Origin of the sequence: Tatumella terrea (assembly GCF_039523755.1) — a bacterium.
Lineage (GTDB): Bacteria > Pseudomonadota > Gammaproteobacteria > Enterobacterales > Enterobacteriaceae > Tatumella > Tatumella terrea.
Map to the genome: position 1 here is coordinate 171854 of NZ_BAAAFX010000018.1, position 14940 is coordinate 186793.

Here is a 14940-nt window from a genome sequence, read left to right on the forward strand (position 1 = left end):
TCTACGACTGATTGGCTGATTGGCTGATTGGCTGATTGGCTGATTGGCTGATTGGCTGATTGGCTGATTGGCTGATTGGCTGATTGGCTGATTGGCTGATTGGCTGATTATTCTGCAGAGTGTTTTAAAGATAGCCAGTTGAATAATAATGTTTTTATTCGGGTTGACAACCTGCCCCCGTGTCATTAATATTCGCCCCGTCTTCACGACAATTCCTCTGTAGTTCAGTCGGTAGAACGGCGGACTGTTAATCCGTATGTCACTGGTTCGAGTCCAGTCAGAGGAGCCATATTTAAGAAACCCGCTTAAGGAAACTTAAGCGGGTTTTTTGCTTTTCTGCTGCATTTCGGGTTTTCATGTCATTAATATTCAATAAGTTACCTTGAAAATAGTTTTCCTGATGCGTTTTCAGTTTTACCTCCGCATCAGGAAAAATCGGTGGTCAAATCCGGGGTCAGGTTGGTTCGATGACGGAGTGCCCCCCAAATGTCTCTTAACGACTCAAAAATCCGCAACTTAAAACCATCCGCTAAACTCTTCTAAGTTTCCGATTCTCATGGTCTGTATTTGCTTGTCAATCCGGGCGATTCACGTCTCTGGTATCTCAAATATCGCTTCAACCGAAAAGAACCCCATATCGCATTAGATGCCTATCCGCAGGTCTCACTTTCCGAGGCCCGCCAACTGCGCGACGGTATCCGTAAACTAATGGCGCAGAATATCAATCCTATACAACAGCGCTTTATCCAGCGCTTTTCTGACAGCTATAACATCAGGAATAATGGTTTCATTCGGGCGGCCGCCTTTGGTAAAGGGATCACAGTCCAGTAAAGGCGCTTCATTCAGGTTGTGAAGAGTGGGAACCGTCCGCCAAGGGGAGATTATGTCATTATCGCTGACACAGAAAGGAGAAACTGTTTTTACCTGTGAAAGGATTTTTTTATCACTTGTCGCTATAAAAAATGAGGATGCTGTTTGTGACAGCGCCCTCGTTCAGGTTACAAAAAGAGCATCAGCTCAGAATGGCTTCCAGTCGGGCCAGCACTTCATTCACGACAGCATCGGGTATACGTTCCAGCCGCTTACCGTTCCTGGCGCCCATATCAATAGTTCCGGGCTGGTCGCAGCGAATAACGCCCGTTGTTTTTGTTCCCGCGCCGTCCAGTGAGACGGTAAAACCGGCTAAACGGGCGAAGTTTCCACCGCTGGTGACAGGGACAACAACGGGTACGAGGGTTAGCTTGTTAAACGATGCCTTCGATACGATGAGTACCGGACGTTTCCCGCTTTGCTCGTGACCGGCAATCGGATCCAGTGAAACGAGCCAGATTTCCCCTCTGTCCATTTACAGGATCTCCTTACCCACCGCAGGCGCATCAATCCATTCCCGATCCTCTTCGCTCATTCCGGCATGCGGATCGCACTGCGCCAGCAGTTCCTCAAGCGAATAACGGGGTCGTTTCCGGGGTTCAATAATCATGCAGCCATTGTCAATGGTCATACCGACTTCGCTGTCTGTCGACAGCTCCAGCGTTTTCAGCACGGCGGGAGGAACCGCCAGCATGATGGATCCGCCGACCTTTTTCAGGCGAGTTGTATACATAGAGCACCTCCGGATATTATATTTTAATATAACATCTGCGACTGGCGATGCACAATTATTCATCAGATTCATTGCGATATCCCTGGCGTAATAATGCGTGAAAAAGCCTTAATCCATCGAAGGAAGGATCCGGCAGTTTTCAAAAGCGGCATTGCCGGTAAAAAGGCGACCCTCCTGATACATCAGGTGCTCCTTTCTGGTCATGAAGCATTTCGCACAGGCGGGAGCTTAGTTCGTGGTAAGAAAGCCGATAATAGGAAATTGTTTTTGCAGTTCAAAGGATTATGGAAGATCGGATAAACAAAATGCGGCACAGCTTCCGTATCCGGGCTGCGCCGGAGGGATCTCAGTGATAGCGTGAAGGCAAGATCTTATCAGGCGCAACCTCTGACGCTTCAGCAATCAATCTTTCACTTTTGGGCCAGCGGCGGGTAAGCACATTTGCCAATGTGGAGGACGCCCGCCCTGCCTGACGGAAAAGCGCTGACAGTGAAGCGCCACGTTTTCCGGAGACTGCGGGTCACAGGGCGTCCGGATTATCCGGCACTGACCATGATTTCGATAAGCCCGGGTTTGCCACTGGCGATGGCCGCTTCGATAGCCGGGGCGATATCGGCCGCCGTCCGGATGCAGCGGGTGGGTAATCCCATCGAGATCGCCAGCGCCTGATAATCTATTTTTGGCTGGGTAATATCCATCGCAATATAGGTGTCGGTTTGTGCGGAAGTATAATGCTGCTGGCCGCGCATAAAGTTCTTCAGGATGTTGTATTCCTGATTATTCATCACCACAAAAGTAACCGGCAGGTTTTCATGTGCCGCGGTCCACATTGCCTGGGGTGAATACATGGCAGCGCCGTCCCCGACCAGGCAGACCACCGGGTGCCGATCGCGACCCAGACAGTAGCCCACAGCCGCAGGCATCCCCCAACCCAGCGCCCCGCCCCGCATAAACCCGTACTGTCCGGCCTGATCACTGGAGAGAAACTTACGCACCAGCGAAGAAACACATAAGGCTTCGTCCACGATGGCCACATCCGGTCCGATGGCGCGAACGGCTTCATGGGCCGCGACCAGCGGGTTGATCACCGGGAGACCGAATTTTGCTTCGACCTCTTTTTCCAGCACTTCGCGGGCCTGCTGCTTTTCATCTCTGGCCCGGGCTATCTGTGCCTCATAGAGTTCACGTTGCGCTTTGGTCGCATTCTCCAGTATCGGTAACATCGCACTGAGTGAGACTTTAATGTCTCCAGCCACCGACAGGCGGGTGGCATAAGAACGCCCGAGATCCTTCACGTCGGCCGAAAGCTGATAAACCGCACAACCTTCAGGCACCGCTGGCCCTTCACTGTAGAGAATGGTAATTAACGACTTACCGCCTAATGCGAAAATGGCCTGATAATTTTTTAAGATATCCGCAATGCCCTGTGCTGTGGTCGGCATATTGCCCCGCCACAGAGGGTGAGAGGTCGGGAACGGAATGCGGGACGGCCAGGAGGAACCATACACATGCGCCCCTAACAGCTCCGCGACCTGCTGCGTTTCAGCCGAGGCATGGCTGCTGTAGATCTCGTCGCCGGCAATCAGCGCGACTTTTCCGGGCGGATAATCAGCAAGTAAATTCGCAAGATGCGGCAGTGAACCGGCCGTCGCCCGCCGGTCAATCCGCGAAGACTCCCCGATGGAGACATCGCTGATTTCATCCATAATATCCATCGGCAGCGCAAGAAATACCGGCCCGCCGGGGGCCGCATTGGCATCGTGAAATGCCCGCCGGACGAGTACCGGTATCTGAGCCGCACTGACCACGTTCTCGGCCCATTTTACGGCAGGCGCGGCGATACTTACCAGGTCGTCATATAACAGAGGATCACTGAAAGAATGGCGTGTATCCTGCTGCCCGGCCGTCACGACCAGCGGGGTGCGTGATACTTTGGCATTCAGCAGATTCCCCATTCCGTGACCAAGCCCGCCGGCGGTATGGAGATTAAGAAAACCCGGCTTCCCCGAGGCTTGCGCATAACCATCGGCCATGGCGACCGCACTCGACTCCTGCAGCGCAAGGATATATTTCAGTGCCGGATTACGTAGCAGTGCATCAATCAGCGGTAATTCAGTCGTACCCGGATTGCCAAAAATATACTCCACTCCTTCGCTGGCCAGTGTCTCCAGCAGAACATCGGCTCCGCGTCGACGTTGCAGTACAGCTGTCGTGTTAATACTCATAGCGATAGACTCCATTGACGGTTGTTCTTTCTCCGTGCGGGTAGCACGGCAGACCACGCCTCATTGACTCTGACTACGACATCCGGCTGAGACGAAACTCAGACGCCGCCAGTGTTGGCTGATAGCCGGTTATCCGGGACTGAGGCCCGGAAGTTATCGTAAGAACTTACTTCAGCCATCAGTGCAATTGTCTGTGAGAGTACATAAACAGAATTTATGGGATCGGGCAGGCGACTTTGCCGGTTTGTCTGTGATCACCGGTAACACGGCAAACGACTGCGGGCTCCGTTATCCTCTGTTGCAGTCAGATATTGTCTGCAACAGGCCGCCGGTCTCATCCCGATACCGGTCTCTGCTTTCCCGTCCCCTGAGACGGGCAGGCATAACGTATAAAATACCAGGCACCGGGATGGCCGGTAAACAGGCTGTCTCGGGTCATCTGAATCCGTCGCCGTACCGGCGCAAATCAGTCTGCCGGAAAACCGGTGAAGGCGAACGCTTCTTCGCTACAGGCAGTAAGCCCTTTTTGTGATATTCCCGGAATGCCGGGTGTATTTTTATCCAGACAACGGGAAACTGAGCGAATATCCCGTCATCAGACAGTTAAAAGAAAATAAAGCATTATGAAAAGGCTGTGAAGGACAGAGTCAGTAACCTTATGTAACTTTCGTGGCTTTCAGTCCCGGAACAGCCTTCAGTGCAGGTCATTCAGGCGGAGTTTTTTTATCCGGAATTTATCCGCAAGGCGCTGCCTGCCGGTTCCGGCAGGCGTGTTCTGCTTCACCGGCTGGCTACGCGGGTGTATCACTTCCGATCAGTGGGTGTTGTTCCTCCAGCCAGCCTCTGCGCATTTCCGGGACTGAATGCAATAACCGCCGGGCAGAGTTATCCAAAGGTTCCTGTAACGCCTCCCTCACCGGCCCCTGATGGATGACTTCGCCCTGAAACAGCACCGCAACTTCATCGGCAATTTCCCGGACTACCTGCAGATCATGGATAAATAAACAGGCTACGGCAGTCTGTTGCTGAATATCCCCTGAACAGCATCCGGACCGGGATACCCGGTTCGTAAAAAATGGGCCTCCCTGACAACACCCCAAAAACAAAACTGTACACCCTGGTTTATTTATCTGAAATTACATACGCCCCCGCACTTTCCTGCTGTCCGGACTTACATAATCATTACATTATCTCTGCGTCCCTCCCGACTTACTGACAAGAAAAATTAATTAACACAATGATAAACATCAATTAAAACACCATCACCCATCAAAGGCCTCTGATTTCCTTTAAGAGGACACATCCGGAAACACGATTGACAGTTTTCCGCCGCCAATGCAAAACTAGACTGTACAGTTATTGCGGGATCGGGTTTCGCCCCTAATCACAGGGACAGAAAGTCACTACAGACACAATAACTCATCCATACCTCTGGCAAATAATTACAGGATATTTAACTATGATGACATCACCGCGGGCTTCACGATCGATGATATTACTGGTGGCTGTTGTACTGGCCGGCTGTGCCGGTGACCCACCACCGCGCTATGCCGGGGTAAGTTCGGCATCACAGATGACCGTGAATACCGGCAAAGAAGCAGACAAAATTCCGTACCGTTTTGTGACCCGCACTGACTGGAAAAAATACCGTAATATCATTATTGATCCGGTCACCGTCTACCAGGGATCGGATAACCAGTTCGGTGACCTGCCACAGTCCGATCGTCAGGAACTCGCCCGCTATATGCAGAATAAATTTGCAGAAACGCTGCGCGAAAGGTTTGTCGAAACCACCGGGGTCACTCCCGGTACTCTGCGTCTGAAACTGACGCTGACCGGGGCTGCGACAACCACGCAGGTCGTCGGCACCGTCACTAAGTTTGATCTGGCCGGCGGCCCCTACAATATCGTGCAGTCTATTCGTGGTGGCCAGGGAATGTTTAGCGGATCCGTGAATTACGCCGCTGAGATCTATGATGCCAGCACAAATCAGCTGCTTGAATCCTATATTACCCATCAGTATCCGAATGCCATGAATATCGGTGCCACCTTCGGTTCGATGAGTGCCGCAGAAACCGGCGTCGATAAAGGTGCCGATCAGTTGCTTGAATTACTGAAATAAGACTTTCCGGTGCCGGGGGCAGACCTCGGCACCGGATATCCCACTGACAGCACGGACCTGAGGGCAATGTATTCCGGGGATACCGGATATCGCCGCCCCGGCCGTTTCAGGCCTCTCAGAGTTACTATGAAAATTTACCCGCATCTCATCGTCTGTCCCTGTTGCGAAAGCGTTTACCGTTACCGGCTTTCTGACCGGCAAGCCAGCCTGCAATGCCGGCGATGCGCAACCGTCCTTTACCGGAAGAGTGCTTTTGCCTGGCAGGATCTGCTGCCTTTCTGCTTTGCAGCGCTGGTCACCTTCCTGATGGCAAACCTGCTGCCGGTGATGACCGTGACGGCTCACGGGCTGACCCGCAGTGTCACGCTGTTACAAGGCATTCTGGCGATCACGGGGAGCTTTCCGGTACTCACCGGACTCCTGACCGCAGTCCTGCTGATCGGCGTGCCTTTACTACAGATCCTGCTCACCGGCTGGGTACTGCTGTTTGCCGGTTTCCGGCGGCCGGCCCCCGGATTTGTGGCCGCGATGAAAATACTGGCGCGTTTGCATCCCTGGAGTATGGCGGAAGTGATCGTTTCAGGGTTTCTGGTGGCGGCGGTGAAGCTCTCTTCTTTTCTCGATGTTTCGCCAGGCCCCGGCAGCTGGGCACTGGTGGCCTCTGTGATTTTACTGATCATTATTAACGGCTATGACCTGCAGCCTCTGTGGTCGCTGCTTCCTGCCCGCCGCCGCAAGGTACATACTCATCATGAATAATATCTCTTTTTCCCGTCAGCTGACGGTCTGCAGCTGCTCCGAATGCGGTCTGGCATTTCGGCTGCAGCCGGAAGATGGCGCTGTTGTGCGCTGTGTACGCTGTAACAGCCTGGTCACTCAGCCACATCATCGCCTGAGCCCCTCCCTGGCCTGCCTGATCACCGCCATGCTCTGCTATCTTCCGGCCAATCTTCTGCCGGTGATGAGTACTACCCTGTTTGGCCGGCGCAGTGAAAGCACTATCCTGCAGGGCGTCGCCGACTTCTGGCACAGCGGCTCCTGTGCGATTGCCGCCATTATCTTCATTGCCAGTGTCCTGATCCCCTGCCTGAAATTTTTGGTGATGATCCGGCTACTGCTGAATGTCCGGCAACTGAATGAACAGCAAAGGCTCAGACGTACCCGTCTTTACCGGGCGATAGAGTGGATTGGTTACTGGTCAATGCTGGATGTGGTGGTGGTTGCCGTCGTCTGCGGTCTGGTGCGTTTTAACGGACTGGCAGAGGCTGAACCCCGGGCCGGGATCCTGTTTTTCGGTCTGGTGGTGGTCCTGACGCTTTGTTCCGCGCTCTGCTTTAACCCGCGTACGCTGTGGAGAACAACTCAATGAAATACGTGCCTCCTGCCGTACCGCATGTTTTGCCGCAAAACCGATGGCATCGCCTGATCTGGCTGTTGCCGGTACTGGCGCTGGTCTGGGGACTGTTTACGCTTATCCGCGCGCAACTGGATACCGGTCCGGAAATTACAATTACGTTTCACAGTGCGGCCGGGTTGGCGGCCGGTCAGACCCCGGTAAAATATAAGGATGTCACCATCGGCGTGGTACAGAATATCACCCTGAGCAAAGATGATGCCTCGGTGCTGGTCAGCGTCCGTATCGATAAAAATGCCGAAAATATTCTCCGTACCGATAGCCGGTTCTGGGTGGTGCGGCCGCGCATTGATATGAATGGAGTCAGCGGGATAGATACCCTGATTTCCGGAGCCTATATCGAAGCCGATAAAGGCTACCACCCGCAGCCAGCGATCCGTTTTACCGGTCTTGAAACTCCCCCGGCGGTGATCCATGACACCCCGGGCAGCCAGATACTCATCGATGCTCAGGACCTGGGATCGCTGGATATCGGCTCGCCGGTGTACTTCCGCCGCATTCAGGTTGGCCGGATTGCCTCTTATCATCTGAAAGAAGATGGCAGTGGTATTACGCTGACCGCTTTCGTGGATGCACCTTATGATCATCTGCTGACCCCGGACACCCGATTCTGGAATGTCAGCGGACTCGACCTGTCGGTTGGCGCGAACGGCTTCCGGCTGAAAACAGAGACCGTCGCGGCGATTATGGCAGGAGGGATCGCCTTTGCAAATCCCCCGCCTGCCCCCGAAGGAGCGCAAACTGCGCCAGCAACTCACTATGTCCTGGCGGCGGATCAGGATGCGGCAATGGCCTCACCGGACGGCCCGGCGATCCGCTTCCGGTTACGTTTTAATCAGTCGTTACGCGGCCTGACGGTCGGTGCACCGGTAGAATTTTCCAGCGTACAAATTGGCCGTGTCAGTTCGCTGGAACTGGACTATAACCCGACAGGTTACCGCTTTCCGACCCTGGTGAATATTGATGTGTATCCGTCACGTCTGGGCCATGTCTTATCCCGGTTACCGGGCCGCACCTCAGACGATTTACAAAGCGATGCCGCGCTTTTTACCCGTGAACTGGTGGCGAACGGTTTACGTGCGCGGGCCGTCCCGGGTAATTTGCTGACCGGACAACTTTATATTTCGCTGGATTTTATCGCCGATGCCCCCCGGGTCCCTTTCAACCTGCAGGCGAGGCCGATAGAACTGCCGACGATCAATGGCGGACTGGATAAAATACAGGAGCAGATTGCCGGCATTGTGACCAGGGTTAATCAGATGCCGCTGGTCTCCATCGGCAGACATCTTGACGGGACGCTGGCAGGCCTGGACCGGACCTTAACACTGGTTAACTCACAGACATTACCGTCGGTGAATACACTGACGGGCCAGGCCCTGAAAACGACAAAAACTGTCGGGGATTTACTCGCCGATGACTCCCCGGTGATGGTCAGTTTGCTGCAAACACTACAGCAGGCCAATGGCACCTTGCGTGCTGTACGCCTGTTTACCGACCAGTTAAGCCGATCACCAGCGGCGCTACTGAAAGGGCGTCAGGAAGAGATTACCCCTGAAATTCCGTCCGCGACATCACATGGCAGAAAGGAGAATGATCCATGAGTTATATCCGGCATATTGCGGGGCTGATAATTTTTTGTCTGCTTTGCAGCTGCGCTTCACCGGCCATCCGATACCATACGCTTACCGGCCCGGGGGCGGCCGATCATCCGGCGGTACCGTCGTTACTGGCCCCGCTGGAAATTCTGCCGGTCGGGGTTCCGGTATCGCTGGACCGGTCGCAGATCATCGTCCGTGAAGGCACAGACCGCGTTTATATCCTGAACGACGATCAGTGGCTCAGCCCGTTAAGTGATGAAATCCGGGAGGCACTGGAAACCCGGTTACAGGCGCCGGTCTCCGTGAACCCGGCAAAGGCGGCGTTACCAGCCCAACGATTATGGCTGCAGGTGAGGCGGTTTGATGCAAGACCGGGACAGAATGTCTCTCTGGAAGCCGACTGGCAACTTCTGACCCGCGAAGGGGCTGATCGTGAACGTCTGAGCTGCCATCGCTCGTTAACCCTGCCTGTACAGGGCGGAATTGAACCTCTGTTCCTGGCATGGCAGCAACTGATATCGCAACTGGCCCGCCAGATAGCCGATACCGCGAATACCCCTGCTCCCGTGAGGCACTGCCCTGGCGGCAGCCCCGGTGGTGCTTTCACTGAAGCCACCAGAGGGTATCCCGCCTTACCGGAACGGTAGTACGCTTAATCGCGCTAAAGTACGGTTCCCGGTGCGACCGGCTTATCTGTACCACAGGATAGCGGGCGGCCTCCGGCCGATGCCGTGACTGACCTGGCGGTAACAGATGTGCGCGGATGAATTTATCTTTTACCCTGCCGTTTCGTGGCGGCAGGCCTGGCTACCCTCAATGCCCGGTGACGGGGAATACCTGAGCTAACGCGAACAGGTTCCGGCCAATGCCAGACAAAGGCTTACAGGTCGCCGTACAGCGCGGGTAGATGTATCTTTTACCCTGCCGTTCCGTCGCAGCAGGCCTGGCTACCCTCAATGCCCGGTGACGGGGAATACCCGCGCTAACGCGAACAGCTTCCGTCCGATGGCAGACAAAGGCTTATAGGTCGCCGTACAGCGCAGGTAAATGTATCTTTTACTGTTTGGGTCGTCGCGGTAATGGCTGGCGATCCTCACTGCCTGCGGGTAGCGCAATGAGGATCGCAGTAACCGGCATCAGTGTGCGGCTGCACCTTTCATAAACAGGCTGACGCCGTTCTTTACCATCTGCCGGATCTGCTCGTCAGTGCAGCGGGGCAATTCACGGCTGAACATCATGACTTCGGTTTCGGCCTTAATCAGCGATGTGAACTGAGAGGCCCGCAGCATCGGATTGGCCGGAGCCAGCTCACCGTTATTCATCGCCCCGGCAAACAGCTCACCCAGTTTTTCCATACTCTCTTTCGGCCCGGATTCGAAGAAAAGCCGGCCGATATCCGAACGCCCTGCTTCAGAAATAACACAACGGTAAATCTGCATTGCCTGGTTTTCGCTGGTCAGCACCGACAACATCTTTTCACCAAAGCGCGTCAGTTTCTCTTCCAGCGACAATGGCAGAGGCCCGCTGTCCCGCAACTCTGCGGCCGCTTCCGTCAGAAACAGTGTGCTGTAACGGCGGACGACGGTCTCAAACAGTTCTTCTTTGGACGAGAAGTAGTTATACAGTGTGGCCTTCGAACCACCGACCCGTTTCGCCACTTCGTTCATGGAGGTACGTTCGTAGCCCATTTCCTGGAACAGTGCCAGCCCGGCGTCGATAATGGCATCTCTGCGTTCTTCTGATAATGTTCTCATCTGGCTCCCTGCAATTAATAACCGAACGGATCAGTTTAGTATTGTACCTTGCCGGCCGGAGATATGCTTTTTTTTCTGTGAATAAACATGACAAAGGCTGAACTGCCGGTGAACCGGCACAGAGATGAGATCGCAGGCAGGAAACAGCAGCAGAGTGCTGCTGAACACGGCCAGGCCGGCCGTTTCGGGTCTGACTACTCAGCAGAAGCAGAGCCGGTCAGACCCGGTGATGACCTATTTAGCGGAATGAGGATCAGCCGTCAAACCGATCCAGCTCCATGACTTTGGTCCATGCGGCAATAAAGTCCCTGACAAATTTCTCACGTGCATCATCGCTGGCATAGACTTCCGCACTGGCGCGTAATACGGCATTCGAACCAAACACCAGATCCGCGCGGGTGGCCGTGTATTTCACCTGCCCGCTCAGACGGTCGCGCCCTGCAAAATGTTCGCCAGACGGGTCGGTGGCCTTCCATTCAGTCCGCATATCCAGCAGATTAACAAAGAAATCCGTGGTCAGCTGGCCGGTATGTTCCGTGAAAACGCCTTGTTGTCCGCCATCATAGCTGGCTCCCAGGACACGCATCCCCCCCACCAGCACGGTCAGTTCCGGCACGGTAAGTGTCAGTTGCTGCGCTTTATCGATCAGCAGGCTTTCCGTGGAGGGCCCTTTCCCGGCACCACGGTAATTACGGAAACCATCGGCTAACGGTTCAAGCAGAGCAAAAGATTCAATATCCGTCTGATCCTGATGCGCATCGACACGGCCGGGGGTGAAAGGCACCTCTGCCTTGATACCGGCCGCTTCGGCGGCTTTTTCTATCCCCACGCCGCCGGCAAGCACAATCGTATCTGCCAGGGAGACGCCACCACAGGATTGCCGTAGGGCTTCCAGGACCGGCAATACCCGGGTGGCTGTGACATTGACCTCCCAGGAACGCTGTGGTTGCAGCGCCAGACGTGCCCCGTTTGCCCCGCCACGTTTATCGCCCCCCCGGAAAGTCGATGCCGATGCCCAGGCTACTGAGACCAGTTCGCCGTTGCTCAGTCCACAGGTGGCAATGGCCTGTTTCAGTACGGCAATCTCTGCGGCTGAAGGGTGGAAAACCGGTGCCGGCAACGGATCCTGCCAGATGAGATCGTCTTTTGCGACTTCCGGCCCCAGATAGCGGGCTTTGGGTCCCATATCACGGTGAGTCAGTTTGTACCAGGCCCGGGCGAAAGCTTCATTAAATGCCTGTGGATCACGATAGAAACGCCGGGATATTTTCTCAAACTCAGGGTCATAGCGTAATGTCAGATCGGTCACCAGCATCGTCGGTTTCCGGCTCACCGAAGCGTCGAACGGGTCAGGGATAATCTCACCGGCGTCGACGGCTTCATACTGGATGGCTCCTGCCGGGCTGTGGGTACGAACCCATTCATAGCCGAACAGGTTAGTGAAAAAGTAGTGGCTCCAGCGGGTGGGCGTTTGTGACCAGATAACCTCCAGTCCGGACGTGATAGCGTCAGCCCCTGCCCCGTTGCCGTAGCTGCTCGCCCACCCCAGACCCTGAGCTTCCAGCGGGGCTGCCTCAGGATCTGCACCGACATGGCTGGCTGAGGCGGCTCCGTGTGTTTTGCCCAGAGTGTGGCCCCCGGCAATAAGTGCGACGGTTTCTTCATCGTCCATCCCCATATTGCCGAATGCGGCGCGGATAGCCGGTGCGGCAGAAGCGGGGTCGCCGCTGTGTTCAGGGCCTTCCGGGTTCACGTAAATCAGCCCCATCTCGGTCGCCCCCAGCGGCGATCCCGCCAGTGCCTCCGGATGACGATGTGCAAGCCAGGTGTCTTCGCTCCCCCAGTTCACATCCAGGTCCGGCTCCCACACATCTTCACGGCCGCCGCCAAATCCGAAGGTACGGAAACCGGCGTTTTCCAGCGCCACATTCCCGGCCAGAATATAGAGATCTGCCCAGGATATTTTCTGCCCGTACTTCTGCTTCACCGGCCACAACAAACGGCGGGCTTTATCCAGGCTGACATTATCCGGCCAGGCATTCAGCGGGGCAAAGCGCTGCTGCCCCCGCCCGGAACCGCCCCGGCCATCCGCAGAGCGATAAGTGCCGGCACTGTGCCAGGCCATACGGATAAATAACCCGATATAGCTTCCCCAGTCTGCCGGCCACCAGGCTTGCGATTCTGTCAGTAACTTATGCAGATCTGCTTTCAGTGCATAATAGTCGAGGCTGGCAAAGGCCTGCCGGTAATCGAAATCTTCATCCAACGGATTTGAACGACGTGAATGCTGGTTTAACAGGTCAACCCGTAACTGGTCAGGCCACCAGTCCCGCGGACGGGTACCGCCGCCTGTAACCTGAGGTGTGACAGCGGCATGAAAAGGACATTTACCTGCACTCTCTGCAGGAGGGTTAGTATCGCTCATGGTCATACTCCGGTCTTAATGGTTGACGCCACTTTATACGGCGGGGCACCTGACACCAACCTGTCTGGACCGATGTATTTGATAGCTATTTCCTTTGGTTTTTGACGAAGTTAGCGCAAATTCACTTCACGGCAAGGTCAGCAGACAACCTAAAAAAGAGATAACCCCTGCGTGGCGGAGGGACGGGTGTTACCGCAGGCTGACTATCGAAAATTCAGTGTATGCAGGAATAACGCACCCCGAATGGCATGCTAACGACAGCGAACCACTGTCTCTCTGAGCAGGCGCTAAGCGCATTCCCTGGCAACAAACACTGACGGCATAAAGAAAGAATATGGCCGGTTAAGCCATGTTTTCCGTCACGATACCCGCGATGGCGCGGCCAGGCAATCACGCGGCAGCAAACCACTGGCGGCAAAAAAGAAAAAATGCCCGGTTAAGCCACCCGCGTTATCCGTGCCGGATACGACGGGACTATGGCTCTGTCAGGCCATCGTTCAGCAGGCGAATATGTTGCTCCAGCGCATGAACCAGCCAGGAAATATGACTGGTCTGCGGTGATTTCACCGCACTCAGTAGCGTCAGATGGCCGCTGCTGGCTTTCCGTGCCAGTCGTCGCAGGCAAACCTCAGCCTCTGCATGCGTCAGTTCTGCCAGGTAGCGTTTACCAAAGGTCTGAAAGTCAATCTGCTGATGATGATAGGCCTTGCGCAGTTCTGCGGAGGGGGTAATCTCAGGGCACCACTCATCCATTTGCAGCGAAGATTTACTGATCCCACGGGGCCATAGGCGATCAGCCAGCACCCGCCAGCCATCCTGTCCGGTTGCCGGGTCGTACACCCGTTTAAACGTCATCATTTGTCTGACCTCACTTACGCGGAAAACTGAGTCCGCCTTTACTTTCAGCTTCACCCGGCTTGTCAGTATCCCCCCTTCAGCATAAATTTTCGCTCAGAATTCCGCCAACCACTGCCACTAAGGGGTCAAAAAGCCATTACGGTTAAATATCTCTCTAAAGATATACTCAATTATTATTTCCCTGCCGCCGATTACTGCCTAAAATAGTCAAAGCGGTCAGCCTTGCGGGCTGGCCTGTTTTTTTTCTCTTTTTCTTTGGAAGGTGTACTGTGCCAGCATGGTTATCTCTTGCCGCTGAATCATTCTGGCCGATGTTGCACGCCGGATTGACTTTCACAATCCCTTTGACGTTATTGTCATTTGTTCTGGGACTTTCTCTGGGCTTTATTGTCGCGCTGATCCGTCTGTACGGACCTAAACCGTTAAAGATCTTCGCCCGTTTCTACGTCTGGCTGTTACGGGGTACTCCCCTGCTGGTCCAGTTATTCCTGATTTTCTATGCGCTGCCGAGTGCAGGGATCACTATTTCTGCCTTCCCTGCGGCGGTGATTGGCTTTACCTTAAACATCGGCGCCTACTCGTCTGAAATTATTCGTGCCACCATTAAATCGGTACCGGTCAGCCAGTGGGAAGCCGCACATTCCATCGGAATGAGCTGGCGACAGGCACTCAGCCGCATCATTCTGCCACAGGCGGCGAGAATTGCGGTTCCGCCGTTATCAAACACCTTTATCTCCTTAGTGAAAGATACCTCACTGGCGTCGGTGATCACGGTACCGGAAATGTTCCTGGCCGCACAACGTATAGCCGCCGTGACGTATCAGCCGCTGATCCTCTATACCGAAGCGGCACTGATTTATCTGTTCTTCAGCACAATTCTTTCTGCGTTGCAGAACAAACTGGAGATTCATTTCTCCCGCGAAGAGAAAGCGGAGTCGTAA

General features: G+C 54.6%; 13 protein-coding genes, 1 tRNA gene and 3 pseudogenes. 9 read left to right on the forward strand and 8 right to left on the reverse strand.

The window, feature by feature from the left end:
- Window positions 1-213: 213 nt before the first annotated feature.
- Both ABD035_RS14050 and ABD035_RS14055 read left to right on the forward strand, forming a co-directional pair.
- Window positions 214-289 (forward strand) — tRNA-Asn (locus ABD035_RS14050).
- Window positions 290-486: 197 nt separating this feature from the next.
- Window positions 487-753 (forward strand): annotated as a pseudogene (locus tag ABD035_RS14055) (Arm DNA-binding domain-containing protein); the annotation flags it as partial.
- A gap of 259 nt (window positions 754-1012) precedes the next feature.
- Here ABD035_RS14055 and ABD035_RS14060 read toward each other — a convergent pair.
- A complete protein-coding gene (locus ABD035_RS14060) occupies window positions 1013-1345 on the reverse strand; it encodes a type II toxin-antitoxin system PemK/MazF family toxin (protein WP_343870827.1) in 333 nt (110 codons plus the stop codon).
- A complete protein-coding gene (locus ABD035_RS14065) occupies window positions 1346-1603 on the reverse strand; it encodes an AbrB/MazE/SpoVT family DNA-binding domain-containing protein (RefSeq protein WP_343870828.1) in 258 nt (85 codons plus the stop codon).
- 93 nt (window positions 1604-1696) lie between these two features.
- On the opposite strand from ABD035_RS14065, the gene ABD035_RS14070 reads away from it, so the two are divergent.
- Window positions 1697-1903 (forward strand): hypothetical protein, encoded by a 207-nt coding sequence (locus ABD035_RS14070; RefSeq protein ID WP_343870829.1) that lies wholly within the window; start codon window positions 1697-1699, stop codon window positions 1901-1903.
- A 46-nt stretch (window positions 1904-1949) separates the two neighbouring features.
- On the opposite strand, the pseudogene ABD035_RS14075 reads toward ABD035_RS14070, so the two are convergent.
- From ABD035_RS14075 to ABD035_RS14085, 3 genes and pseudogenes are all read right to left on the reverse strand, one after another.
- Window positions 1950-2108, reverse strand: a pseudogene (locus tag ABD035_RS14075) (helix-turn-helix domain-containing protein); the annotation flags it as partial.
- A 31-nt stretch (window positions 2109-2139) separates the two neighbouring features.
- Window positions 2140-3828 (reverse strand): thiamine pyrophosphate-binding protein, encoded by a 1689-nt coding sequence (locus tag ABD035_RS14080; protein WP_343870830.1) that lies wholly within the window; start codon window positions 3826-3828, stop codon window positions 2140-2142.
- Window positions 3829-4619: 791 nt separating this feature from the next.
- Window positions 4620-4859 (reverse strand): annotated as a pseudogene (locus ABD035_RS14085) (hypothetical protein); the annotation flags it as partial.
- Window positions 4860-5287: 428 nt separating this feature from the next.
- On the opposite strand from ABD035_RS14085, the gene ABD035_RS14090 reads away from it, so the two are divergent.
- From ABD035_RS14090 to ABD035_RS14110, 5 genes are all read left to right on the forward strand, one after another.
- Window positions 5288-5950 (forward strand): DUF3313 domain-containing protein, encoded by a 663-nt coding sequence (locus ABD035_RS14090; protein WP_343870831.1) that lies wholly within the window; start codon window positions 5288-5290, stop codon window positions 5948-5950.
- Window positions 5951-6076: 126 nt separating this feature from the next.
- Window positions 6077-6709, forward strand: coding sequence for a paraquat-inducible protein A (locus tag ABD035_RS14095; protein WP_343870832.1), 633 nt, complete (start codon window positions 6077-6079; stop codon window positions 6707-6709).
- Window positions 6702-7319 (forward strand): paraquat-inducible protein A, encoded by a 618-nt coding sequence (locus ABD035_RS14100; RefSeq protein WP_343870834.1) that lies wholly within the window; start codon window positions 6702-6704, stop codon window positions 7317-7319. Before ABD035_RS14095 ends, ABD035_RS14100 begins: the two co-directional genes overlap by 8 nt.
- Window positions 7316-8965 carry a PqiB family protein gene (locus ABD035_RS14105; protein ID WP_343870835.1) on the forward strand — a complete coding sequence of 550 codons (1650 nt, stop codon included), beginning with the start codon at window positions 7316-7318 and terminating at the stop codon, window positions 8963-8965. The genes ABD035_RS14100 and ABD035_RS14105 overlap by 4 nt, the downstream gene beginning before the upstream one ends.
- On the forward strand, window positions 8962-9609 hold the full coding sequence (locus ABD035_RS14110) for a PqiC family protein (protein ID WP_343870836.1): 648 nt from the start codon (window positions 8962-8964) through the stop codon (window positions 9607-9609). The genes ABD035_RS14105 and ABD035_RS14110 overlap by 4 nt, the downstream gene beginning before the upstream one ends.
- Window positions 9610-10098: 489 nt before the next feature.
- Here ABD035_RS14110 and ABD035_RS14115 read toward each other — a convergent pair whose 3' ends face one another.
- The 3 genes from ABD035_RS14115 to ABD035_RS14125 form a co-directional block, all read right to left on the reverse strand.
- Entirely contained in the window at window positions 10099-10716 is a 618-nt protein-coding gene (locus tag ABD035_RS14115) for a TetR/AcrR family transcriptional regulator (RefSeq protein ID WP_343870837.1), read from the reverse strand.
- Window positions 10717-10969: 253 nt separating this feature from the next.
- A complete protein-coding gene (gene katG, locus ABD035_RS14120; RefSeq protein WP_425579727.1) occupies window positions 10970-13141 on the reverse strand; it encodes a catalase/peroxidase HPI in 2172 nt (723 codons plus the stop codon).
- A 474-nt stretch (window positions 13142-13615) separates the two neighbouring features.
- A complete protein-coding gene (locus tag ABD035_RS14125) occupies window positions 13616-13999 on the reverse strand; it encodes a DUF488 domain-containing protein (RefSeq protein ID WP_212712711.1) in 384 nt (127 codons plus the stop codon).
- Between the two features lie 269 nt (window positions 14000-14268).
- Here ABD035_RS14125 and ABD035_RS14130 point away from each other — a divergent pair, with 269 nt between their 5' ends.
- Window positions 14269-14940 carry an amino acid ABC transporter permease gene (locus ABD035_RS14130; protein WP_025903521.1) on the forward strand — a complete coding sequence of 224 codons (672 nt, stop codon included), beginning with the start codon at window positions 14269-14271 and terminating at the stop codon, window positions 14938-14940.